The following is a 21886-nucleotide window of genomic DNA, read 5'->3' on the forward strand; positions in this document are numbered from 1 at the left end:
AGGCTGCCAGCGTCATCGTTGACGACCATCGCGAGCGTGCTCGCTCCTACAGGGATTGGGGTTTGGAATTAGCGGGCGGCGACTGCCTGGGTGGTGGCGTCGGTGAAATCGAACACCTTGCCGCCCTGGGCCGTGGCGAATTGCTGGGCCTGGCCCTTCAGCAAGAAGGCGCTCAGGCGACCCTTCGCATCGCTGGCGAACCACGCCTGGTCGGCCAGCAGCTTGATCCCGCTGTCGCTCGCCTGGGCATACACCGCGCGGATGTTCTTGCCTTCCTGCTTCAGAGCGGCCAAGGCGCTGAACGCGGATTCCGCAGAGGCGTATTGACGGACCTTGTCCTCGCCGCGCACCCAGATCTCGGCCACATGGCTGAAGTCGGTGATCGCCTTGCCCGTCGAGGCATCCACCGCCTTGAGCGGGGTTTGCGCGTAGTTGGCCAGTTGCGCGGTGTAGTCCAGGTTCGAAGCTTTGAACGCGGCGCGGATGTACTGGTCGTCGATGAAGGTGTTCAGGTCGAGACCGCGATCGGCTTTCTTCAGCAGTTTCAGGGTGTCGATGGCGGTGCCGACGGCCTGGCGGTATTCCGGCTTCCAGCTCAGGTCGCGGGTCTGCACGCCCAGCGGGCCGTGGAACAGGTAGTTGACCTCGGCATCGACCCCGGTGACCTTGGCGATCAGCTCGCTGTATTTCTCCGGCTCGGCGGCAAGCAACTGGTTGGCCTCGATGCTGGCGCGCAGGTAGGCGACGACGATTTCCGGGTACTTTTTCGCATAGGCCTGATCCACCAGTGCGCCGTGGAAGGTTGGCGTGTTGGCTTGGGAGCCGTCGAAAATCTTGCGTGCGAAACCGCGACTGGTGAACAGCTCGGCGAAGGGTACGAAGTCGGCGTGGGCATCGATCTTCCCGGCTTGCAGTGCGGATCCGGCGACTTCCGGCGCCTGGGCGATGATATTCACATCCTTGAGCGGATCCCAGCCCTGATCAGCCACGGCCCGCAGCAACATGCCATGGGACGTCGAGGCGAACGGTACGGAAATGGTCTTGCCCTTGAGCTCCGACAATGACTGCACGCTCGACGCGCTCGGCACCACGATGCCGTTACCGCTGCCCTTGATGCTGCCCGACAGCACGCTGATGAACAGGCTGTGCTTGCCTGCGGTTTCGAACGCCACGCCGTTGAAGGAACCGGGGAAATCGGCCATGGCGCCGAAGTCGAGCTTGCCGGCGACCATCTCGTTGGTCAGCGGTGCGCCGCTGGTGAAGTTTTTCCACTGCACATCGTATTTGGCGTCCTTGTATTGGCCGTCGTGGGGCAGGTATTTGTCCAGCAGGCCCAGCTCGCGAATCAACAGGCCGCCGGCGGCGCAGTTGATGGTGGTGTCCTGGGTGCCGATGGCGATGCGGATGGTTTCGGCTTGCGCCGGCAAGATGAATGAAGCCAGTACCAGACCGGCAACAGTTGCACGTAAGAGCATGGTCAATCCCCTCGAATCATTTATAGGAAATTCGTCTCCGCCACGATCAGGGCGCGGTGGGAAACGAGGGGTGTCATAAAGCAAGCGTCCGGGGGTGGCCGGATGGCGGTTTCTGGTTGCCCACAAAACTGTGGGAGCGGGCTTGCCCGCGATGGCGTCCTGTCAGTCCATCATGATGCCAGCTGTGCCGGCCCCTTCGCGGGCAAGCCCGCTCCCACAGGGTTTGTGGGTGTACACAACATTTGCAGTTGGCCTCGATCCACTGTGGGAGCGGGCTTGCTCGCGAATGCGTACTGTCAGTCAATGGGATGCCAGCTGTGCCGGCCTCTTCGCGAGCAAGCCCGCTCCCACATTTGGATTGTGTTTCACCGCAACAGGTATGGGATATCCACTTTCACAGCCCCCGTCGGGCAGTCCTTTTCGCAGGGCATGCAGTACCAGCATTCGTCAAAGGCCATGTAGGCCTTTTGGGTGGCCGGGTTGATGGTCAGCAGGTCCATGGGGCAGACGTCGACGCACACGGTGCAGCCTTTGTGGGCGATGCAGAGGTCTTCGTCGACCGTAACCGGTGCGTTGGAACGGAAGAAAATTTCCTGGGGTTGATAGGCCATTTCGCGGTCTCCTCGTGGGTCAGGCTCAGGCCGCAAAGGCGCCGACGCGCAGCCTGTCGTAGGCCTGCATTTCTTCGGCATCCAGCGGGATGATGTAGGGCTCGACGGCTTTCTTGAAGCTGCTCATCACGCCGTTTTCGTCTTTCTTCAGATGGCAATGGCAGAACCAGTCGCCGTCGTTGCGTTGCGGGTGATCGACCCGGTAGTGGTACAGCCCCCAGCGACTCTCGGCACGAAACAACGAAGCCCGGGCGGCCATTTCCGCGCAGTCGCGGATCATGCTGACTTCCATGGCGCGCATCAGTTCGTGGGCGTTGTGCGCCTTGATCTGATCCAGATCGCGCTGGATATCACTGAAACGCTGCAGGCCGATCTGCATCTTCTTCGTCACTTTCGGCGGTTGCAGGTAATCGTTCACGAAGCGGCGCAGCTTGTACTCGACTTGCGCCGGCGGCAGGCCGTGCTCGCGATCCAGTGGCGCGTAGACCCGCTGTTTTTCCGCCTCGATCTGCTCGACGCTCAGCGCAGAAAATTCACGCCCGGCGACAAAATCCGCCGCGTTGTTCCCGGCAAACCAGCCGTAAGTGAACGCACCGAGCATGTAGTTGTGCGGTACCGCCGCCATGTCACCGGCCGAGTACAAACCCTTGACCGAGGTCTCGGCCTTCTCGTTGACCCACACACCGGACGCCGAATGCCCGCTGCAAAAACCGATTTCGGAGATGTGCATCTCGACCATCTGCGTGCGGTAGTCGGTGCCGCGATTGGCGTGGAACTGGCCGCGGCTCGGACGTTCGTTGCTGTGCAGGATCTCCTCGATGTTCTGGATGGTTTCCTCGGCCAGGTGATCGAGCTTGAGGAACACCGGGCCGTTGCCGCTTTCCAGTTCCTGGTGGAACTCCCACATCATCTGGCCGCTCCAGTAGTCGCACTCGATGAAGCGTTCGCCCTTATTGTTGGCGGTGTAGCCACCCAGGGGACCGGTGACGTAGGCGCAGGCCGGACCGTTGTAATCCTTGATCAGAGGGTTGATCTGGAAGCATTCCAGATTCGCCAGCTCCGCGCCTGCGTGATAGGCCATGGCGTAACCGTCGCCGGCGTTGGTCGGGTTCTCGTAGGTGCCCATCAGATAGCCCGAGGACGGCAGCCCCAGGCGTCCGGCGGCGCCGCACGCGAGAATCACCGCCTTGGCCTTGATCACATGGAAATCGGCGCTGCGGCAATCGAAGCCCATCACGCCGTTGACCGCGCCCTCCTCGTCCGTCAGCAAACGGGTGCAGACCAGGCGATTGGTGATGCTCACCCGCGCTCGCTTCAGCTGGCGGTACAGAACTTTCTTGATGTCGTGACCTTCGGGCATCGGCAGTACGTAGGCGCCCATGTGATGGACCTTTTTCACCGCGTAGTCGCCGGTCTCGTCCTTCTCGAACTTCACGCCCCAGCGGTCCAGTTGCTCGATGGTTTCGAAGCTGTGGGTGGCATAGGCGTACACCGCGGCCTGATTGACGATGCCGTCGTTGGCGATGGTGATTTCCTTGGTGTACTGCTCGGGTGTGGAGTGGCCCGGGATGATCGCGTTGTTCAGCCCGTCCATGCCCATGCTGATCGCGCCGCTGCGCTTGACGTTGGCCTTGTCGATCAACAACACCCGCAGGTCGCGGTTGCGTTCCTTGGCCTTGATCGCCGCCATGGGACCGGCGGTGCCGCCGCCGATCACGACGATGTCGTATTCCTGTTCCTGCGTGGTTCTGGTGATGGTGTGGGTCATGCCTGATCCCCTTTTTGCCGGTCGATCCGCAGGCGGTACTGGAAGGCATCGCCACGGTAGTAGAGGTGTTCGAAGTCCAGCGGCTGCCCAGCGGCGTCGTGGGTCAGACGCTCGATGCGCATGATCGGCGAGCCGGTTTCGACGCCCAGCGCCTGAGTCAGGTCGCTGTCGGCCAGCACCGCATCGATGGCCAGGTCGGCGTGCCCGAGGGCCAGGCCGCAGTCGTTTTCCAGGATCAGGAAAATGTCGCGGGTGACCAGATCGGCCTTCTCCAGACGCTCGCCAACGGCCTTGGGCAGGTAGGTGATTTCCAGCGAGATCGGCTGGCGATTGATCAGCCGCACGCGCTTGATCTGCGCCACGGTTTCGCCTTCGGCCACCTGCAAGCGCTCGGCGACCAGCTTGTCGGCGGCGATGAACTTGAAGCTGCGCAGGCGGTTGATCACCTCGTAGCCGCGACCGGTCATGGATTCAGCCAGGCCTTGCAGGGTGCTGACGTTCTGAAAGGTCTTGGGCTTGGCGACGAAGGTGCCCTTGCCGTGGATCTTGAAGATCAGCCCTTCCTTCTGCAGATCGCCCAGGGCCTGGCGCACGGTGATGCGGCTGACCTTGAACAGCGCACCCAATTCGCTTTCGGAGGGCATCTGGCTGTCCTGCGGGTATTCGCCGTCGAGAATGCGCGCGCGCAGGATGTCGCGCAGTTGGGTGTGCAGAGGGACGCTGCCGAGGGATAGAACGTTATCGGTCATCTGGAGATCACTTGTTATAACGAGTTATGACGTGATCTTAGAGTTCTAAGGAGAGGCTTGAGAAATACCGTTTGAGAATAACGATAGATTGGCCGAACGCGATCAGCGGCGATTGAGGATCTGGTCCATGACCCAATCGGTCTTCAGTGCTTCTTCGGCAAGCGCAGGATGCTGTGATTCACCCCGAATATGCGCATTCATGCCCATCACGTGATGCCACTGAATATGCTCATGATTGGCAATAGTCAGGCTGAGGTGGTCATCGGCATGCAACTCAACCGGATGCTCATCAAACACCGAAAACCTGATCCGCCCTTTGCTGCCAATCATCTCGACGCGATCCTCGCGACCATCGGCGATGAAGTTCCAGCAGCCCATCCCCAGCGCCCCGTTGGCAAACCGCCAACTGGCGCTGACCGCGTCTTCGGCGGCGTACAGGCCGGCCTGGCGTGCGGTGAATCCGGCCACTTCGACGATATCCCCCAGCAGATACTGGAACAGGTCGAAGCCGTGACTGGCCAGGTCCGCAAAATAACCGCCACCGGCAATCACCGGATCGGTTCGCCAGTTGTCGCTGCCGTCCAGATCCCTCGGCGACGGTGCCTTGGTCAGTGTCCAGCTCAGGTGCCGGACGTCGCCGATTCGCCCTTGCGCCAGCCACTGCCGCACATGCTGGAAGCGCGGCAACGAGCGTCGATAGTAGGAAACGAACAGGTGCAGCCCGGCATCGGTGAACGCCTTGTGCATCTCACGGCTTTGCGCGGCGCTGAGCGACATTGGTTTCTCGACGCAGCAATGCTTGCCGGCAGCGGCGACTTTCAGGGCGTAGTCGTGATGACTGTCGGGGGGTGTGGCGATGTATACGGCATCGACCTGCGGATCGTTGATCAGCGTGTCGACGTCGGTGCAGGTCCGGGCGATGCCATGGCGCGCGGCGTAATCGCTGACCGCCTCCGGCCGTCGCCCCATCACCGCCACCAACGCCGAGCCGGGTGCCTTGTAGAAGGCCGGCCCGCTCTTGCGCTCGGCGACGCTGCCACAACCGATCATCCCCCAACGCACGACATTCATGCGGCGGTCCCGATGCTCAGGGCGCGCAGGTCCAGTCGACCGTCTTTGAGCGGCGGGCACCAGTAGTAGCCGCCGGTGATCGGCCGGCTGATGCGGTACAGGCCGTCAGTGACGCCGTCTTCCAGACCGCTCATGCGGCGCAACTGGACTTCGAAGGCATCGAGGGAGAAACCGAAGGCGAGGAACATCAGGCCGGCGCGTTCGTCTTCGATCCAAGGCATGGAACGGCGCACGACGAAGGCTTCAGGGGCGAAACTTTCCTGGGCGGTGCGTTTGACGTGGGCGGAGATCGGCGCGTCGTCGAGCTCTTCGTTGTCGCTCAGGCGACGGCCCATGATGTCGTCGGTTTCGTGGGAAGGCATGGCGTGGAAGCGCTTGAGGTCGTGCTGCCACTGCTGGATCGCGGCGAAGGTGCCGCCAATCATGCCTTCGGCGCCGTTGCCGATCAGTGCCGCAGCGACAGCGGCTTCGTCCTGCGGGTTCTCGGTGCCGTCTTCGTAGCCGGTCAGGTCGTGGCCGTCGCGGTGGCGGAAGCCTTCGGTGACCTGGACCAGACGCAGGGCCGGCGCGAGCGCAGCAGTGAAGGCATTGCTGCGATTGAGCAACTCGCCGCGGTCAGTGCCGTGCAGCCAGCACCAGAGCGCCATTTGCGTCGAAGGGTTGTTCACGCCCACACCGGTCATCGCCGGAAAGGTGCGCAGCCCTTCGATACTCGTGCCCAGGGCCTTGACCAGCGGTTCACCGAAGCCCACTACCGCCGACGCGCCATCCACCAGTTGCATCAATTTGTCGAGCGCGGCCGGCAGATCGGTGACCGATTCGAGGGCAAAGAACATATGACGGGCTTGAAGCGGAACGGGGGTGGCGAGAATGCCCGGCTGGAAGTGACTCATGTGAACTCCTTCAGAAAGAGCGCGAAGTTTAACCTCGGCGTCGCCGCTTGTGTGCGGCGAGGTCAAAGATTGCGGTCTACGCTTGAGGCACAAGATCCAGACCCTCAACCCCTCTGTTCTGCCGGTTAGCCATCAAAAACCCGTACCCAAACTGTAGGAGCGAGCATGCTCGCGATGGAGGCCCGGACGACGCGGGGCATCAGGTTTCCCGCGTTATCGTTGACGACCATCGCGAGCATGCTCGCTCCTACAGGTTCGCGGCAGACATTTCTTATGAGGTAGCGACATGAGCACAGCAGACTTCCTCGGCAACCTCTTCCCCGAGGCCGGCAGCATCCCGGAAAAATACCTCTTCGACGCGCAGATCGAGCAGCGCGAATACCTGGTCGACGGCGTCCTGAAAACCTGGCCCGGCGCCCTGGCCACCGTACGCAGCCCGGTGTATTTGAGCGGCGCATCGGGCGACGAACAAGTCATCCTCGGCAGCACGCCGTTGCTGGACGCCGAGACCGCCCTCACCGCCCTCGACGCCGCCGTCCGCGCCTACGATCGCGGCCAGGGCCTGTGGCCGACCCTGCGCGTGGCCGAGCGCATCCAGCATGTCGAAACCTTCCTCAAGCACATGCGCGAACAGCGCGAGGCCGTGGTGAAACTGCTGATGTGGGAAATCGGCAAGAACCTCAAGGATTCGGAAAAGGAATTCGACCGCACCTGCGATTACATCGTCGACACCATCAACGCCCTGAAAGAACTCGACCGCCGCTCCAGCCGCTTCGAACTGGAACAGGACACCCTCGGCCAGATTCGACGCGTGCCGATGGGCGTGGCGCTGTGCATGGGTCCCTACAACTACCCGTTGAACGAAACCTTCACCACGTTGATTCCAGCGTTGATCATGGGCAACACCGTGGTGTTCAAGCCGGCCAAGCTTGGCGTGCTGCTGATTCGCCCGCTGCTGGAAGCCTTTCGCGACAGCTTCCCGGCCGGGGTGATCAACGTGATCTACGGCAGCGGCCGCGAGACCGTCAGCGCCCTGATGGCCAGCGGCAAGATCGACATCTTTGCCTTCATCGGCACCAACAAGGCCGCCAGCGACCTGAAGAAACTGCACCCGCGCCCTCACCGCCTGCGGGCGGCATTGGGGCTGGATGCGAAGAATCCAGGCATCGTCCTGCCGGAGGTGGACCTGGACAACGCGGTCAGCGAAGCGCTCACCGGGTCCCTGTCGTTCAACGGCCAGCGTTGCACTGCGTTGAAAATCCTCTTTGTCCACGAAGACGTGGTCGACACCTTCATCGAGAAATTCAACGCCAAACTGGCCGCGCTCAAACCCGGCATGCCCTGGGACAGTGGCGTGGCGCTGACGCCGCTGCCGGAAAAAGGCAAGGTCGATTACCTGCATGGTCTGGTGGCCGATGCCGTCGAGAAAGGCGCGAAAGTGGTCAACCCCAACGGTGGCGCGGCCCGGGCGTCGTTCTTCTACCCGGCGGTGTTGTACCCGGTGACGCCGCAGATGCGGGTCTATCAGGAAGAACAATTCGGCCCGGTGGTGCCCATCGTGCCGTACCGCCACCTGGACACCGTGATCGATTACGTCCTCGAATCGGACTTCGGCCAGCAACTGAGCATCTTCGGCACCAACCCGGTGGCGGTCGGCCGCCTGGTCGACACCTTCGCCAATCAGGTCGGACGCATCAACCTCAACGCCCAGTGCCAGCGCGGCCCGGACACCTACCCGTTCAACGGCCGCAAGAATTCGGCCGAGGGCACGTTGTCGGTACATGACGCGCTGAGGGTGTTTTCGATCCGGACCCTGGTCGCCACCAAATTCCAGGAGACCAACAAGGACCTGATCAGCGAGATCATCAGTGGCCGCAGCTCGAGCTTTTTGACCACCGACTACATTTTCTGAGGAGGCGAACCTGAGCAGGTCCCTGGAGCATCGACTGCCACCACTGCTGCGCCGGCTGCTGCGTCCGTTGCTGGACCCGTACCGGCGCTATCGCCATGCCAAGGTCATCCACGCGGTGCGCGTGTCGCTGGGGTTGCTGGCATCGATCCTGCTGACCACCGGCATTCATCTGCCCCACGGCGAATGGGCGTCGGTGACGATGCTGGTGGTGATCGGCGGTTTGCAGCACCACGGCAATATCGGCAAGAAGGCCGCGGAACGGGCCATCGGCACCCTGGTCGGAGCGGCGATCGGTCTGTTGCTAGTGCTGCAACAGGCCTGGCTCGGAATGCCCTGGCTGACCTATTTGGTGATGGCGGTGATCTGCGGATTTTTCTCCTATCACGCCATCGGCAAAGGCGGATACACCGCACTGCTGGCAGGTATCACCGTCTTCATCGTCGCCGGTCATGGCGACAACCCGATCTCCGACGGCTTGTGGCGCGGCGTCGATATTCTGATCGGCATTGCGCTGGCCTTGGCATTTTCCTTCGCCCTGCCGCTCTACGCTGTCTATTCCTGGCGCTACAACCTGGCCGACGCCCTGCGGGACTGCGCGAAGATCTACGGACGGATCATCGACGGCCAGCCCGTCACCGCCGACGAACACCTCAAACTCGTGGGTCGCCTGAACGCGGTGATGGTGCAACTGCGCTCGCTGATGCCATCGGTGTCCAAGGAAGTGAAGATTTCCATGACCGAGCTCGACGCCATCCAGCGGCACTTGCGCATGTGTGTCAGTACCCTGGAGATTCTGGGCAATACGCGGCCGGATGGCGGGGATGCTGAAGCGATGGGTCAGCTGCAATCCGAGTTCAAAACCGAACATCGGCTGATCCGGGTGCAACTGATTGGCATGGCCCGGGCGCTCAAGACCGGTGAATACCTGCGCCTCGAGCGGTCCGCGCCAGTGCCGTCGGACTCCCTTCAAAACACGCCGATCCATAGTTCTCAGGACGGTTACCGACTGTTGATCCGCCAGTTGGCGGCCAATATCGGCGAGATGCGCCAGCGTCTGGCCAGAACCGCGCCGCAGTGGAGCATTTAGGAGTTGGTTACCGCCTTGCGAAACTTCAGACTCCACCCCTGCTGCATCCCGGCAGCCGCCAGCAAGATGGCGACCACGCCGATCCATTGCAGCGGTTCCAGACGGTGACCGAAGGCAAACCAGTCGACGAAGATCGCTGCGATCGGGTAAATGAACGACAGCGCGCCGGTCAATGCGGTCGGCAGTTTTTGGATGGCGCCGTACAGCAGCACGTACATCACGCCGGTGTGCACGATGCCCAGGGTCACCAGGCTGGCCCAGGCACTCGGCGCCTGTGGCAGCGCTGAAAAGTTCGCAAAGGGTGCGAGCAGCAGCACGCCGGTGCTGACCTGAATCAACGCGATCAGATGCGGTGGTGTACCGGTCAGGCGCTTGATGATCAGCGCGGCAATCGCGTAAAGGAATGCGGCGCCCAGCGCCAGCACGATGCCAATCAGGTATTCATTGCCACTCTCGCCCTGCCCGCTGTGTGCGCTGACGATTGCCAGCATGCCGAGGAACGAAACGCCCAGCCATGAGAGTTTCTGCACGGTGATTTTCTCGTTGAGAAACACTGCGGCCAGCCCCACCAGCATGAACGGCTGAACGTTGTAGACCGCCGTGCCGATAGCAATGGAAGCCCGTGAGTAAGACGCGAACAACAGCACCCAGTTACCGACAATCGCAACGCCGCTGAGCACAGCCAGCAGGAAGGTGGTGCGGGTCAGGATCCCCGGACGGAGGAAGCCGAATGCCGCGCAAATCAGTAACAACGTGCCCGCGCCGAACAGGCAGCGCCAGAACACCACATCCAGAACCGGTTGCCCGGACACCAGCACAAACCAGCCGATGGTGCCGGAGATCAGCATGGCGGCGGTCATTTCCAACGAGCCATGGCGTATTGTCTTGTCCATCTTCAGACTCCTCTGTTGATGGGCAAAGTATGACAAGCCGCGCAGGGGCTACTCCAGCGCATAAATCAGGCTAAACTCGGCATCTGCCTTCTTTATCAAGGCAATTGTTGAAAACTGCCTAATTGAGGATTTCATCATGACCGACGATATCGACCAGGTGCTGATCAGCGCCTTGATGGAAGACTCGCGACGCTCGCTCAAGGCATTGGCGCAGATCAGTGGTTTGTCTTCGCCCAGCGTCGCCGAGCGCCTGCGCCGCCTGGAAGAACGCGGCGTACTCAAAGGCTACACCGTTGAAATCGATCCGAAATGCTTCGGCTATCAGCTTCAGGCCATCGTGCGGGTTCGTCCACTGCCGGGCCAGTTGCATGAAGTGGAGCGGCAAATCATGGCCATTCCCGAGTTCACCGAGTGCGACAAGGTCACCGGCGAAGACTGTTTCATCGCGCGCCTGCACGTACGCTCGATGGAACAACTGGACGCCCTGCTCGATCGCCTCAACACGCTTGCGGAAACCAACACGGCGATCATCAAGAAAACGTCGGTCAAACGCCGGTTGCCGCCGATGGCGTGAGCCTTCGCACAAATCGCAGTCAATAAAAAACCCGCCGAAGCGGGTTTTTCATTTCAGAGCTACTGATCAGTCGTCGCGGCTCATGATGCCGAAGATCTGCAACAAGCTGATGAACAGGTTGTAGATCGATACATACAGGCTGATGGTTGCCATGATGTAGTTACGCTCGCCGCCATGAATGATGGCGCTGGTCTGGAACAGAATGCACACCGAGGAGAACAGCACGAAACCTGCGCTGATCGCCAGTTGCAAACCGCTGACCTGGAAGAAGAAGCTGGCCAGCGTCGCACCCAGCAGGACGAAGAAACCTGCGGTGATGAAACCGCCCAGGAAGCTCATGTCCTTGCGGGTGATCAGCACGTAGGCCGACAGACCACCGAACACCAGTGCGGTCATCGCGAACGCCGAGCTAACGACTTCAGCGCCGCCCTGCATGCCCAGGTAACGGTTGAGGATCGGGCCGAGCAGGAAACCCATGAAACCGGTCAGGGCAAATGCCGACACCAGGCCCCAGGCCGAATCACGGAGTTTGTTGGTGAGGAAGAACAGACCGTAGAAGCCGATCAGCACCACGAAGATGTTCGGGTAGCCGACACGCATCTGCTGAGCGACGTAGGCCATCAGGCCACTGAATGCGAGGGTAAGGGCGAGCAAGCCGTAAGTGTTTCGCAGGACGCGGCTAACCTCTAGCTGCTCAGCCTGCAAGCTGTTATTAACTGCGTAATCCTGTTCGCGCATGGCGACACTCCTGTTGGTTTGTAACGTTCAGACGCAAAGATCATAACAGACGCTCTGTAACAAGCTATGCAGAGAGTTTGACAGTGTGTTTCATTCAGGTATTATGGCGCCCGCAACAGATACGGAGGTGTGGCCGAGTGGTTTAAGGCAACGGTCTTGAAAACCGTCGACTGTAACAGGTCCATGAGTTCGAATCCCATCGCCTCCGCCATCTTCATACGACAAAGCCCTGATTATTCAGGGCTTTGTCGTTTCTGTAATCCGTAATTTCGGCTCAGCCCATGCTCCAGCCCATACCTTAGAACAATCACTGTTTTTCGACGACTGTCCATTTCGGCTGGCAGAGGGCACCACATCAGCGGCAAGCGGCCCTGTCGACTTTTAATCCAAACCAGATTGATCGCCATGCGGACGTACGGGCTCGCCTAACGGACAAACGACTGTCGATGCCTATTTGGACAGAATTACGATCGGGGTGTCTTTCTTCACGATGTATGTCGCAAGCTCGGAGCCAGTGGTGCTGCCGATGTTCGTGGCGATATGAGCGGTGCCTTCCGGGATGTACAAGGAGTCGCCGGCTTTGAGCGTAACGGCCGGCTGCCCTTCAAGCTCATACTTGAAGGTACCACTGATGACATACGCCACCTCAACACCTGGGTGAGAATGCTTCGGGGCTGCGACACCTGGATCGAAGTCAACGCGTACCTGGATAACTTCTCGATCGGAGACACCCAGATCACGCTTGACGAGGTCTGTACGATGCAGGCCTGTCTGCCAGCTCTTCGCTGCCGGCGCTTCTTGTACAGCTGCGGATTTTTTCACGTCTTCAGCGTGGGCGATCGCCGTCATTCCAGAAAGGGAAACGGCGGCGGCAATGGCGGCACCAAACATGCCGATAGTTTTGCGGGCGTTGAAACGAGACATTGAGCTTCTCCGATGAGTGCACGGTTTAGGCCGTGTTTTATTCCGCTGATGCGGTGAGTCCATTTCGAGCCAACGGTGTATCTCATAGGTGTCGGGGAGACCGGGGTTTTGTATCGGAAACTCGCTAAAGACATCAGAGATACACTGCGCTACAAACCACACCCCCACTCGCTTCATCCGCAAGGGTTGCACTGTTAATTGGATGAAACACTTCGTCCCCCAAGTGGTTTTGGTCACTGGCTGATTTGGTAAAAGTAATACTGAAGTATTAGACGCACATATAAATTGGCTATTCGATCAAACCTATGTGCAACTGCCCGCTTTCCTCCAAAAAGATACCCTGAATCCAAGGCTTCAGAGGAAAGCGTCATGAAAAAGCTACTGATAAAAACAGTCGGCATCCTGTCCTCACTGGGTTCCATATATTTGAACTCGGCAGTTGTAAACAATGACTGCGAATCAAGTGTGGAGGATCAATTCCTCGAAAGCGGCTCGCGTTGTACCGGCGCGGCCCATTCAATAACCATTCAATCAAGCTCAGCGGCGATCCAGGTGATGACCAGTGAAGACCTGGTTGCCGGGTCGCATCTGGTCAGCCCGCGTAAATTCTACGTCCATCATGGCATTTACCTGGGGGACGGCAAGGTAGCGCACTATTCAGGGCTGAGTTCCTCGCTCCAGGCCGGTCCGATCGTTGTCACCGACCTGGAACATTTCGCAAGCGGAAACTCAGTTTTAGTTCATCCAGAACACTGCGGTTTCCCAAGCGACGAGATAATTGATCGCGCCCTTTCGAGAGTGGGAGAATCGCAATACAAAATCCTCTCGAATAACTGCGAGCATTTTTGTAATTGGTGTATCTACGGACATAGCTACAGTTCACAAGTTAGCAAGTACTTTCATCAACCACTTCGTTTGTTTCGGCTGATGTTTTCATCGAAAACCGGACTCATTGCTTGAGTTCGAGCCGCTGTCTTCCCGCACGAATTTTCAGTTCGCCTTTGAGTGCCACCACCAGCCTGGTTTCCTGACGATGCATCAACGGCAGGTTGTGAGCATGCAGGGGCAGCTCAAAGCGCATGGCTGTGCCCGCCCCACCGATGCCCCCCCGCGAGACATCAATCCAGACCGGAGAACCATTGGCCACCAGCGCCAGTGATTCCGAGTTTTCAACGTTCATGCTCCCCAAGACGTTTATCTATAGGCAGGACTTATGCAGCGCATTGCATATCGGTCTTGGACGCTATCGATCAATGGGCAGAAGATCACTCCACACCTCAGCAACACCAACCAAGCAAACCCGATAGGAGATTCACCATGCAACAGTCCCACGCTTACAACGACACCAGCCTCGAACTGACCGCCAAAATTCTGGACGCCAAGGCTCGTAAAAATCTGTCCTTCGAGGACGTCGCTGAAGGCACCGGCCTCGGCCTGGCTTATGTCACCGCTGCCCTGCTCGGCCAACATCCACTGCCCGAAGCCGCTGCAAAAGTGATCGGCGAAAAACTGGATCTGGATGCCGACTCGATCGCCCGTCTGCAAGTCATCCCACTGCGCGGCAGCCTGTCGGGTGTACCTACGGACCCAACCATTTACCGTTTCTACGAAATGATCCAGATCTACGGCACCACCCTCAAAGCCCTGGTTCACGAGCAGTTCGGCGACGGCATCATCAGCGCGATCAACTTCAAACTGGACATGAAGAAAGTAGAAGACCCGGAAGGCGGCCACCGTGCAGTGATCACCCTCGATGGCAAGTTCCTGCCACTGCGTCCTTTCTAAGTTGCACCGGCATCTGTAAATCGGCCCGCAGCCTCTGCGGGCCTGCTTCAAAAACTTACTGACCCTTATCGACCACCACATTTGAATGGAGGAACCGTCGTGAAAAAAATTCTGCTTCTCGCCCTGTCCCTGACGGCCTCGTTGTCAGCTTATGCACAACAAGCTGTCGTCGCACCAGAGGCTGCTCCATACGCATACGGGATGCAACTGGACATTGCCAAAGTGATCCACATCACGCCTACGGCTGATGTCTGTGGTCCAACTCCGGTGCAAATGACCTACCGCGATTCCCACGGTGAAACGCACGTCCTGGAATACAGCGTAACTGGTAGCGGCTGCACCAACTGATCATCACTAAACAACCATCAAAGGTAAACATCATGAAAGCGCTCATCGAAGGTTTTTCGAAGTTCCAAAAAGAAGCTTTTCCACAGCGTACTGAGCTGTTCAAGCACTTGGCCACAACGCAGACGCCAAAGACGCTGTTCATCAGTTGTTCCGACAGCCGTGTCGTTCCCGAACTGCTGACGCAGCAAGAGCCGGGCGAACTGTTCGTCATTCGTAACGCGGGCAATATCGTGCCGTCCTACAGCCCTAATCCCGGTGGCGTCTCAGCCACTATCGAATACGCCGTCGCTGTGCTGGGCGTAACGGATATCGTGATCTGCGGCCATTCGGATTGTGGTGCCATGACCGCTGTCGCCAAATGCAAATGCATGGATCACCTGCCAGCGGTTGCCGGTTGGTTGCAACATTCCGAGTCGGCAAAAGTCATCAACGAATCGCGCCCTCATGCCAGTGAAGCCGCCAAAGTAAGTTCGATGGTTCGGGAAAATGTCATCGCTCAACTGGCCAACCTTCAGACCCATCCGAGCGTGCGCCTGGCTCAGGAAAAAGGTCTGGTGAATCTTCATGGCTGGGTCTACGACATCGGGGCTGGTTCGATCGATGCCCTGGATTCCGACAACAAGACTTTCAAGTCTCTGGTCAAGAATCCAACCACCTGTGCCGTCCAGGCTCGTCCCGCGAAAGCTGTAGCCTGATGCCTGGCGGGATGAGCGACTGATGCCATTGCCTCAAAGATCCAGCACAAGGGGGGCGTCGCCCTCCTTCGCTTGTGCAGGCACCGCGCAGCAAATCAGCACCTCCCCTTCGGCCGGCATTTCAGCCGGCAAATTCAGATAGTGCACTTCACCACTGACCAGTTTGGTACGGCATGTACCACACGATCCTCCACGACAGCTGAATTCCGGATTCAGGCCACGGCTCTCGGCCAGTTCCAAAAGGCTCCCACCACCTGGTTCCCAACGTGCCTCCTTGGATGAGGTTAGAAACAACACTTTCACCGGACTCGTTGACGCTGGAATCTGCTCGACAGCCGGAGTCAGTTGATCCCTTTGACGGACCAATGTCGAAGGCTCGGCTTGCTCCCGAAGATGTACTGAGGACAGTTGCCGAACGAATGAACCACAGAAACGGAAAAACCGCCTGAGGGGCGGTGCGGATATTACCGTTCATTCGATTTCGCCTTCGGGTCTTGAGATCGATACCCAATAACCCGACAGCAGCACCTTGTTTCAGTGCCCATTTGACCGGATCCCCATCGGCTGGTAGCCGATCGATCTGAAGAGTCCGCAGATCCGGTGATTCGATGAAACCTGGAGGCCCTTCGATCAACGTGGTCCAAGGCATCCTCGATCATCGACCGCACCTACGATCAGATAGGGCAGCTGGTTGTAGAACAGGCGATGCTGGTCGGGCAGATAGTCTGCGGACGACTTTACGCCCAAATATCTCCATTTGACCCGCAACACCGACGCTCTGTTGCAGCAGCCGTTCACCCTCATGCCAGGGCGATGTTCCTGGCGCGTCCGATTGATTCATGATCACCTCTACGCATTGGTACCCCATCAAACTGTGAAAAGTCCGAGGATGCGATTAGGGGACTTGCGGTGTCTCGTACCAGGCTTGATCAGGTGTGGCGAAACGCATTTTTTTCCGGATGAATGCCGCATTGTCGGCACTGGTTATTTGCTCAAGCAGCAGGAATGCAACTTCAGTGGCGGTGCCTGGTCCGCTGGAAGTGATGATGTTGTCGTCAACCACTAGGGGCCTGTCGATGAAGCGAGCGCCGGACTCCAACAGCTGACCTTTTCGCTTACCGCCTTCCTGGTGATAGGTCGTGGCGTTGCGGTCACGAAGTACGCCCGCTATACCAAGACACACGGATGACACGCACACGCTGGCGACCGGTTTACCCGACTCGACAAAGTGGCGAATGGTGTCCAGAAAGGGCTCGCTCAGTGCTTCCTCATAGAAACCTGAAGGCTCAAATCCTCCCGGCAAGGCCAAGGCATCGAAACTGCTTAGGTCCACTTCGCTCAACAGAAAGCTGGGGTTAAGCGTAAGGCCGAATGTGGTCACTATCTTTTTACGAAGGCCTGCATTTACCAGCTCAATGGGGTATTCACCCAGCAAGTCGGCCCATCCGAGTACGTCCGTGAAAGCAGCCATTTCCAACGGTTCAACACCGTTTGCCAGCAACATAAGCACGCGTTTCATGTCGTAGAACCTCTGCCTTGGAGCGAGTAACCGTCTGTGTTGCCATGCTCCGCTCCAAGCGCAATTGAGGGAACGACTACACAATACAATCCACTATTTCACGGTCTGAAATGCCCGATTTTCGTTTGTATCAGTCTGTAGCTCAGGCTTTCGCAGATACATTTCCATGCGCACAACGGGTCGCCCAGACATATACGAGACAACACATCCGGTTCAAATGGGCCTGTCGCTTCTCCTCTCTCCTCACATACAGGAACACCGAATGAACAAGTTATTCGCAGGTCTGGCACTCACTGCGGCAATGTTCAGTGCTACCGCGGCACTGGCGGCTCCAGTTAAACCAACCGTTGTGTTGGTGCACGGTGCCTTCGCCGACTCCAGCAGCTGGAACGGCGTCGTCAAGATTCTGGAAAAAGATGGCTACCCGGTGATCGCTGCTTCGAACCCACTGCGATCCCTCAAGGGTGACGCGCAGTCCGTGGCGGATGTGTTGGCGAGCATCAAAACCCCTGTGGTCCTGGTTGGGCATTCCTACGGTGGCCCGGTGATCAGTGAGGCTGCCTACGGTAAAGCCAACGTCAAAGCGCTGGTGTACGTCGCAGCAGTTGCGCCAGAGGCCGGAGAGTCCACCGCAGAGCTGGCAGGCCGGTTCCCAGGTAACACCTTGGGTCCAACGCTGACTCCGCCCGTTGAACTGGCCGACGGCGGCAAGGATTTGTACATCCAGCAGGACAAATTCCACGATCAGTTCGCCGCGGATGTTTCGAATGCCGATGCAAGACTGATGGCCGCAACCCAACGCCCAGTGACCGTGGCAGCGCTCAATGAGGCATCGAGCGAGCCCGCCTGGAAAACCGTTCCGTCCTATTTTGTTTATGGCGACAAGGACAAGAACATTCCTGCACAAGCGCAAGCATTCATGGCAGAGCGGGCGCACTCGAAGAAGACCGTTGTGGTCAAAGGCGCATCACACGTGGTGATGGTGTCGAATCCGAAGGTCGTAGCGAGCCTGATTGAAATAGCTGCTACTGCTAAATAACCATTTGCAACGCCGCTCAGTACCCCCAGGCGTTGTAATCATTCAAGAGCATCCGGCTGCATGGCCGGATGCTCGCGCAGGCCATCGACAATAAAATCCACGAAACTGCGAACCCGCATTGAGGCCTTGCGTCCCTCGCGGTACACCACATGCACCGGCATCGCCGGCAATTCATAAGGCTGTAAAACCCGGCGCAACCGCCCACTTCTCAGATAGTCATACAGCGGATAGCTCAAACAACGAGTAATCCCTGCGCCATTGGCAGTGGCATCAATAGCCGCCTGAACCGTTGCGCAACTTATTCGGGTCCGTGCCTTCACGGGGTTCACAACACCGTCTTCTAGAAAATCCCACTGGATCTTTTCCCGATAAGCACGCGTGGCCACTAATCGATGATCTCGTAAATCGTCTGGTACTTTCGGTTCACCATGCGCCTCAAGATACGCAGGACTGCTGCATACCATCGAACGCACATGCCCCACTTTGCGTGCGACCAACGATGAGTTTGGAAGGTCACCGACCAGCACAGCCACATCGATCCCCTCCTCATTCATGTTCGGAATCCGATCATGGTATTGGGCGTAAAGATTCACTTCAGGGTATTGATCCATGTAGCTCGATAGCAACGGGGTCATGACATGCCGGCTGAACAGCAATGGCAACAGAACCTTGAGGTTGCCCTGTGCCTGAATGTGTAGCCCCTTGGCCGAAGCTTCGGCGTCCTCAATACCCTTGAGGATGCGAGAACAGTCTGCCATGAAGCCAGCGCCCGCTTCGGTCAGCGTTACCCCACGCGTGCTGCGTTGTAACAACGCAACACCCAGGCGCTCCTCCAGGCGGGCAATAGCGCGCACGACCGTCGGCCCGGATACGTCAAGACGTCGGGCTGCAGCGGCCAGACTTGGATGCTCCGATAGCGCCTCGAACATCAGCATTTCATGGTAACGATCCATCAGTGTGAACCCTTCACCACAGCTTTAAGCGCCGTATCTCGTCCCAATCGATCCACAAGAAAATCCACAAAGGTACGCACCTTCGCGGGGATTCGGCTGCCTTTGAGGTACACCACCTGAATCGGCAGTGCCGGTGGTGCGAACTCTTCGAGCACCAACTCCAACTCACCCGATGCAATCTGGCTGGCTACTTGATAAGACAGAACCCTGGTGATGCCCCAGCCGGTGCTCGCGATATTGATGGCGGCTTGATTGGCGGTGACGACCAGGCGGGGCTCAAATCGGAAACTAAGCTCGTTGCCTTCATTTTCGAATTGCCAGTCGCTCAGCAGATGGCTGGCCGAGGACATGACAATGTTGGCGGTGCTCAATTCGCCCGGATGGCGTGGTTTCCCATAGCGCTGAAAATACTCGGGAGTGCCACATATCACCTGACGGACTTCACCGACCTTGATGGCGTGCTGATTATTTTCGTGCAGATGGCCGATCCGGATTGCGACATCAATCCCCTCGTCAGCCATGTTGACCACACGATCAACCAGCAAGGCATTGACATGAACCGAGGGAAACTGGTCGACGTATTCAGCCAGAAGTGGCGCGATGTACAACTCGCCAAACAGCACCGACGCCGTCACGGTCAAATGTCCGCAGGGAATCGAATAGCTGCCGGCGGCGGCCTCTTCCGCTTCTTCAACCTCACTCAATATCCGTCGACAGTCTTCCAGATAGCGTTGTCCTGCTTCCGTCAGATGCAAACTGCGGGTCGTTCGAGACAAAAGCTGAGTGCCGATTCGCTCTTCCATCGCAGCGATGGCGCGAGTGACACTGGGGGGCGAGATGTTCAGCAGACGAGCCGCGGCAGCAAAACCCTCCTCCTCGGCGACCGCCATGAAGATTTGCATTTCCTGAAAACGATCCATAAGCGATCCTTTTTTGATGAAAGCAATGCGGTGCACTTGAACGCTACAGCGTACTGAACGGGTTGTAATTATCGTTTGCTCAAATGCTTTTCGCACAACCGTGATATCGGCTGCAATTACACAAACCGATCAAAAGAAAATTAGGGGAACTGGAAACGTCGAAGCTTGCCGGGGGTAATCCCGGCAAGCTTCCAAACGATTGGCTCAAGCCTCTTGCAAGCCCTTCGCGGTGCGTTGCATGCCCACGAAGTTTGGCAGAGCTTCGATGCTGCTCAGCCAGACACGGACATTGGGGTAATCAGTCAGGGCGACATTGCCTTCAGGCGCGTGGGAGATATAGGTATACGCGGCAACGTCAGCGACGGTTGGCGAACTTCCAGCCAGGAATTTGCTCTGCCCCAACTCCTGCTCCATGACTTTGAGCAAATTGTGAGACTTGCTGATGGCATCTTCAGCGTTGTAGCCGGCGCCGAAGACGGTAATCAGACGAGCAGTGGCAGGTCCCGAGTTGATCTGACCCGCGGCAACGGAAAGCCAGCGCTGGACTTTCGCTTGCTCCAATGGATCGCTCGGCAGCCATTGGCCCTTGCCATATTTGGCAGCCAGGTAAACCAGAATCGCATTTGAGTCCGCCAGAATCGAGCCGTTGTCATCAATCACCGGCACTTGACCGAGGCTGTTCATGGCCAGGAATTCAGGCGTTTTGTGTGCGCCTTTCATCAAGTCGACAAATACCAACTCGGTAGGAACACCGAGCAGAGACAACATCAACTCAACGCGATGCGCGTGACCGGACAGAGGATGGCGATACAGCTTGATTGGTTGCTGGGACATGACGTACTCCGATTGTTATGGACATTCGACTCGGTGATCGCGTCGATGGCGCTATCTTGCTCTGCCCCCGGAAACAGCGGAATGACCAGCAATTACAATCCAGCATTTCATCCTGCGTAATTATCGATGCCCGCAGTGGTACCCAGCATCAAGTCCATGAAGGCAACCGACGCAGCACTGTGATAGTTGTTTTTACGCCTCAGAAGCGCGGCTCCGCGATGGGGTCCCTTGTCCAGCAAAGCGATCTTGCGCAGGGCGCGATCCTGAGTAGCGATAGGTTCAGGAAGGATGGTGGCAACCGCTGTATGCCGAATGACCTCCAGCAAGGTATTCACGGAATTGACTTCAATCGCCACTTTGGGAGTGATCTGCGCTTTGGCAAAAAACTCGTCAATGCTGACCCGCGTGACGAAGTCTGGGGTCAGTAGCGCATATTCGAGCTGAGCGAGCTGCTCCGTGGTCAATGCGCTCTTGCACTCATACAGCGGATGGTCGCATCCCACCATCAAACCCAGGGTTTCGGTGAAAGCCGGAATGGACTCGATGTCTGGATTGCGGACCTGGTCAAAAGCAATGGCGATATCCAATGAATCATCCGCCAGGCCTGTTTCGATGTCCGCCATCGACAACTCGAATATTTCGAGATGAATGTTTGGATAGTGGCTCATGTAATCGCGCACCAAGGGCCCCACAAGGTACGCCATGAACGTCGGCGTCATGGCCAGACGCAAGGTACCGCGAGACAGGTCCTTCACATCGTGCAGTGCACGCTTGCCAGCGGCCAGTTCCACCAGCACGCGACGTGCGCACGCGATATAGGCCTCCCCGGCATCGGTTGCCCTGACCGTACGTGAGGTTCGATCGAAAAGTACTACGCCGAGGGTTTCTTCCAGCTGCCGGATCTGTTGAGACAGCGTCGGTTGGGACACATGCAGCACCTGCGCAGCACGAGTGAAACCGCCGTTATCCGCCACCGCCAGCAAATAGCGCAAGTGTCGTAGCAGCATATGAACGCCCTCCTATAGGAACCACTTATACATCGCATTGTATATTGGCCACGGATGCTATCGGTTTATCGCTATCCGGCACCGGTTTGAC

The 21886-nt window shown here is 58.2% G+C and carries 23 protein-coding genes, 1 tRNA gene and 2 pseudogenes; 9 read left to right on the forward strand and 17 right to left on the reverse strand.

Annotated features, from left to right (window positions below):
• Positions 1-68: 68 nt before the first annotated feature.
• From ACW9JE_RS05770 to ACW9JE_RS05795, 6 genes are all read right to left on the reverse strand, one after another.
• On the reverse strand, positions 69-1475 hold the full coding sequence (locus tag ACW9JE_RS05770) for an ABC transporter substrate-binding protein (RefSeq protein WP_457432197.1): 1407 nt from the start codon (positions 1473-1475) through the stop codon (positions 69-71).
• Between the two features lie 365 nt (positions 1476-1840).
• Positions 1841-2086, reverse strand: a complete 246-nt coding sequence (locus tag ACW9JE_RS05775) for a 4Fe-4S dicluster domain-containing protein (RefSeq protein WP_457432198.1) — start codon at positions 2084-2086, stop codon at positions 1841-1843.
• Positions 2087-2111: 25 nt separating this feature from the next.
• Positions 2112-3854, reverse strand: coding sequence for a fumarate reductase/succinate dehydrogenase flavoprotein subunit (locus ACW9JE_RS05780; RefSeq protein ID WP_457432199.1), 1743 nt, complete (start codon positions 3852-3854; stop codon positions 2112-2114).
• Complete coding sequence (locus ACW9JE_RS05785) at positions 3851-4603, reverse strand: GntR family transcriptional regulator (protein WP_457432200.1); 753 nt, start codon at positions 4601-4603, stop codon at positions 3851-3853. The genes ACW9JE_RS05780 and ACW9JE_RS05785 overlap by 4 nt, the downstream gene beginning before the upstream one ends.
• A gap of 102 nt (positions 4604-4705) precedes the next feature.
• A complete protein-coding gene (locus ACW9JE_RS05790; protein WP_457432201.1) occupies positions 4706-5674 on the reverse strand; it encodes a Gfo/Idh/MocA family protein in 969 nt (322 codons plus the stop codon).
• Complete coding sequence (locus ACW9JE_RS05795; RefSeq protein WP_457432202.1) at positions 5671-6567, reverse strand: Dyp-type peroxidase; 897 nt, start codon at positions 6565-6567, stop codon at positions 5671-5673. The genes ACW9JE_RS05790 and ACW9JE_RS05795 overlap by 4 nt, the downstream gene beginning before the upstream one ends.
• A 286-nt stretch (positions 6568-6853) precedes the next feature.
• On the opposite strand from ACW9JE_RS05795, the gene ACW9JE_RS05800 reads away from it, so the two are divergent.
• Complete coding sequence (locus ACW9JE_RS05800; protein ID WP_457432203.1) at positions 6854-8479, forward strand: NADP-dependent glyceraldehyde-3-phosphate dehydrogenase; 1626 nt, start codon at positions 6854-6856, stop codon at positions 8477-8479.
• Between the two features lie 43 nt (positions 8480-8522).
• Positions 8523-9566 carry an FUSC family protein gene (locus tag ACW9JE_RS05805; RefSeq protein WP_224537550.1) on the forward strand — a complete coding sequence of 348 codons (1044 nt, stop codon included), beginning with the start codon at positions 8523-8525 and terminating at the stop codon, positions 9564-9566.
• Here the strand turns inward: ACW9JE_RS05805 and ACW9JE_RS05810 are convergent.
• Positions 9563-10459: a DMT family transporter gene (locus ACW9JE_RS05810; protein WP_224537495.1), complete on the reverse strand. Its 897-nt coding sequence runs from the start codon at positions 10457-10459 to the stop codon at positions 9563-9565. The two genes, ACW9JE_RS05805 and ACW9JE_RS05810, sit on opposite strands and share 4 nt — an antisense overlap.
• 136 nt (positions 10460-10595) lie before the next feature.
• Between ACW9JE_RS05810 and ACW9JE_RS05815 the strand changes: the two genes are divergently transcribed.
• Entirely contained in the window at positions 10596-11033 is a 438-nt protein-coding gene (locus ACW9JE_RS05815) for an Lrp/AsnC family transcriptional regulator (RefSeq protein WP_224537497.1), read from the forward strand.
• A 66-nt stretch (positions 11034-11099) separates the two neighbouring features.
• Here ACW9JE_RS05815 and ACW9JE_RS05820 read toward each other — a convergent pair whose 3' ends face one another.
• Complete coding sequence (locus ACW9JE_RS05820) at positions 11100-11771, reverse strand: Bax inhibitor-1/YccA family protein (protein WP_224537499.1); 672 nt, start codon at positions 11769-11771, stop codon at positions 11100-11102.
• A gap of 123 nt (positions 11772-11894) precedes the next feature.
• On the opposite strand from ACW9JE_RS05820, the gene ACW9JE_RS05825 reads away from it, so the two are divergent.
• Positions 11895-11982: transfer RNA gene (locus ACW9JE_RS05825), tRNA-Ser, on the forward strand.
• Between the two features lie 239 nt (positions 11983-12221).
• Here the strand turns inward: ACW9JE_RS05825 and ACW9JE_RS05830 are convergent.
• The gene (locus ACW9JE_RS05830; protein WP_457432204.1) at positions 12222-12695 is read right to left on the reverse strand and encodes a cupin domain-containing protein; all 474 of its coding nucleotides are present in this window, start codon (positions 12693-12695) and stop codon (positions 12222-12224) included.
• A 369-nt stretch (positions 12696-13064) separates the two neighbouring features.
• Between ACW9JE_RS05830 and ACW9JE_RS05835 the strand changes: the two genes are divergently transcribed.
• The gene (locus ACW9JE_RS05835; protein WP_457432205.1) at positions 13065-13655 is read left to right on the forward strand and encodes a lecithin retinol acyltransferase family protein; all 591 of its coding nucleotides are present in this window, start codon (positions 13065-13067) and stop codon (positions 13653-13655) included.
• On the opposite strand, the gene ACW9JE_RS05840 is transcribed toward ACW9JE_RS05835, so the two are convergent.
• The gene (locus ACW9JE_RS05840; protein WP_457432206.1) at positions 13645-13875 is read right to left on the reverse strand and encodes a hypothetical protein; all 231 of its coding nucleotides are present in this window, start codon (positions 13873-13875) and stop codon (positions 13645-13647) included. The two genes, ACW9JE_RS05835 and ACW9JE_RS05840, sit on opposite strands and share 11 nt — an antisense overlap.
• A gap of 137 nt (positions 13876-14012) precedes the next feature.
• Between ACW9JE_RS05840 and cynS the strand changes: the two genes are divergently transcribed.
• The 3 genes from cynS to ACW9JE_RS05855 all read left to right on the forward strand — a co-directional run bounded on the left by cynS (position 14013) and on the right by ACW9JE_RS05855 (position 15523).
• A complete protein-coding gene (gene cynS, locus ACW9JE_RS05845; RefSeq protein WP_224537504.1) occupies positions 14013-14480 on the forward strand; it encodes a cyanase in 468 nt (155 codons plus the stop codon).
• A 99-nt stretch (positions 14481-14579) separates the two neighbouring features.
• Positions 14580-14828, forward strand: a complete 249-nt coding sequence (locus ACW9JE_RS05850) for a DUF2790 domain-containing protein (RefSeq protein WP_457432207.1) — start codon at positions 14580-14582, stop codon at positions 14826-14828.
• 32 nt (positions 14829-14860) lie between these two features.
• Positions 14861-15523: a carbonic anhydrase gene (locus ACW9JE_RS05855; protein ID WP_224537507.1), complete on the forward strand. Its 663-nt coding sequence runs from the start codon at positions 14861-14863 to the stop codon at positions 15521-15523.
• Positions 15524-15556: 33 nt separating this feature from the next.
• Here ACW9JE_RS05855 and ACW9JE_RS05860 read toward each other — a convergent pair.
• The 3 genes and pseudogenes from ACW9JE_RS05860 to ACW9JE_RS05870 form a co-directional block, all read right to left on the reverse strand.
• A pseudogene (locus ACW9JE_RS05860) lies at positions 15557-15898 on the reverse strand (2Fe-2S iron-sulfur cluster-binding protein); the annotation flags it as partial.
• Positions 15899-15915: 17 nt separating this feature from the next.
• Positions 15916-16364 (reverse strand): annotated as a pseudogene (locus tag ACW9JE_RS05865) (pyridoxamine 5'-phosphate oxidase family protein); the annotation flags it as partial.
• A 54-nt stretch (positions 16365-16418) separates the two neighbouring features.
• Complete coding sequence (locus tag ACW9JE_RS05870) at positions 16419-17042, reverse strand: DJ-1/PfpI family protein (protein WP_457432208.1); 624 nt, start codon at positions 17040-17042, stop codon at positions 16419-16421.
• Between the two features lie 262 nt (positions 17043-17304).
• Here ACW9JE_RS05870 and ACW9JE_RS05875 point away from each other — a divergent pair, with 262 nt between their 5' ends.
• Complete coding sequence (locus ACW9JE_RS05875) at positions 17305-18081, forward strand: alpha/beta fold hydrolase (protein ID WP_457432209.1); 777 nt, start codon at positions 17305-17307, stop codon at positions 18079-18081.
• A 38-nt stretch (positions 18082-18119) separates the two neighbouring features.
• On the opposite strand, the gene ACW9JE_RS05880 is transcribed toward ACW9JE_RS05875, so the two are convergent.
• The 4 genes from ACW9JE_RS05880 to cynR all read right to left on the reverse strand — a co-directional run bounded on the left by ACW9JE_RS05880 (position 18120) and on the right by cynR (position 21795).
• Complete coding sequence (locus ACW9JE_RS05880) at positions 18120-19034, reverse strand: LysR family transcriptional regulator (RefSeq protein ID WP_457432210.1); 915 nt, start codon at positions 19032-19034, stop codon at positions 18120-18122.
• Positions 19034-19954 carry a LysR family transcriptional regulator gene (locus ACW9JE_RS05885; protein ID WP_457432211.1) on the reverse strand — a complete coding sequence of 307 codons (921 nt, stop codon included), beginning with the start codon at positions 19952-19954 and terminating at the stop codon, positions 19034-19036. The genes ACW9JE_RS05880 and ACW9JE_RS05885 overlap by 1 nt, the downstream gene beginning before the upstream one ends.
• Positions 19955-20158: 204 nt before the next feature.
• Positions 20159-20788 carry a glutathione S-transferase family protein gene (locus ACW9JE_RS05890; RefSeq protein ID WP_457432212.1) on the reverse strand — a complete coding sequence of 210 codons (630 nt, stop codon included), beginning with the start codon at positions 20786-20788 and terminating at the stop codon, positions 20159-20161.
• Between the two features lie 107 nt (positions 20789-20895).
• Entirely contained in the window at positions 20896-21795 is a 900-nt protein-coding gene (cynR, locus tag ACW9JE_RS05895; protein ID WP_457432213.1) for a transcriptional regulator CynR, read from the reverse strand.
• Between the last annotated feature and the right edge of the window lie 91 nt (positions 21796-21886).

It is taken from the genome of Pseudomonas sp. SDO55104_S430 (assembly GCF_054070595.1).